Origin of the sequence: Methylobacterium sp. CCH5-D2, assembly GCF_001556475.1 — a bacterium.
GTDB lineage: Bacteria > Pseudomonadota > Alphaproteobacteria > Rhizobiales > Beijerinckiaceae > Methylobacterium > Methylobacterium hispanicum.
Genome location: NZ_LSIX01001127.1, coordinates 1 through 661, shown reverse-complemented (window position 1 = coordinate 661; position 661 = coordinate 1). Strand labels below are relative to the sequence as shown.

The window sequence follows — 661 nt, the reverse complement described above, 5'->3', positions numbered from 1 at the left end:
GATCAGGGCGAGAGCCAGGGCTGCCGGAAGCTGTGTCCGCACGGGGCGTTGTCCTCGGAGGATGTCGGGGAGGATGTCGGGAAGGGGCGCGTCAGTAGCGCGGGTCGTCGCCGAACAGGTAGTCCGGGTCGCGGCGGCGCGGTCGCGCGTCGTAGTCGTCGTCGCCGAAGGGCGAGCGGCCGGTGCCCGGCCAGGGCCGGTAGCCGTCGAGGTCGCCCTGCGCGCGGCGGCTGCGGGCGGGACGGCGCTCGCCGAACGGGTCGAGCAGGTCGGGCTCGGGCCTCGGGCCGCGCTCGCCCGTCATGTTGCCGAAGAGGTCGCCGGCGACGTCCGCCCCGTCCTCGGCCCCGCCCGCGAGGTCGCCGTCCTCGGCGTCGGGGCGCCCGGCGTAGACGGTCTCGCGCGGCACGAGGCGGAACTGGGTGTCGGCGACCCGGCCGTCGCCGCTCCGGCGGAAGTGCTCGCCGCCGATGTCGGCGATCAGCGGCCGCGCCTCCGGCGAGGGGCCGGCGAGCGGGGTCTTGGGCACACCGTTCGTCCAGGCCGCCTCGAAGATCCGGCCCGCGATCGGCACCGCGAGATGGCCGCCGGTCTGGCCGCGCCCGAGCGTCCGGCGGGTGCCGTCGGCGTTGTCGTAGCCCACCCAGACCACCACCGAGAT

Annotated in this window: 1 pseudogene; it reads right to left on the bottom strand. The window is 76.6% G+C overall.

Annotated features, from left to right (window positions below):
- Positions 1–91: 91 nt before the first annotated feature.
- Positions 92–661, bottom strand: a pseudogene (locus AX737_RS35055) (glycosyl transferase); the annotation flags it as partial.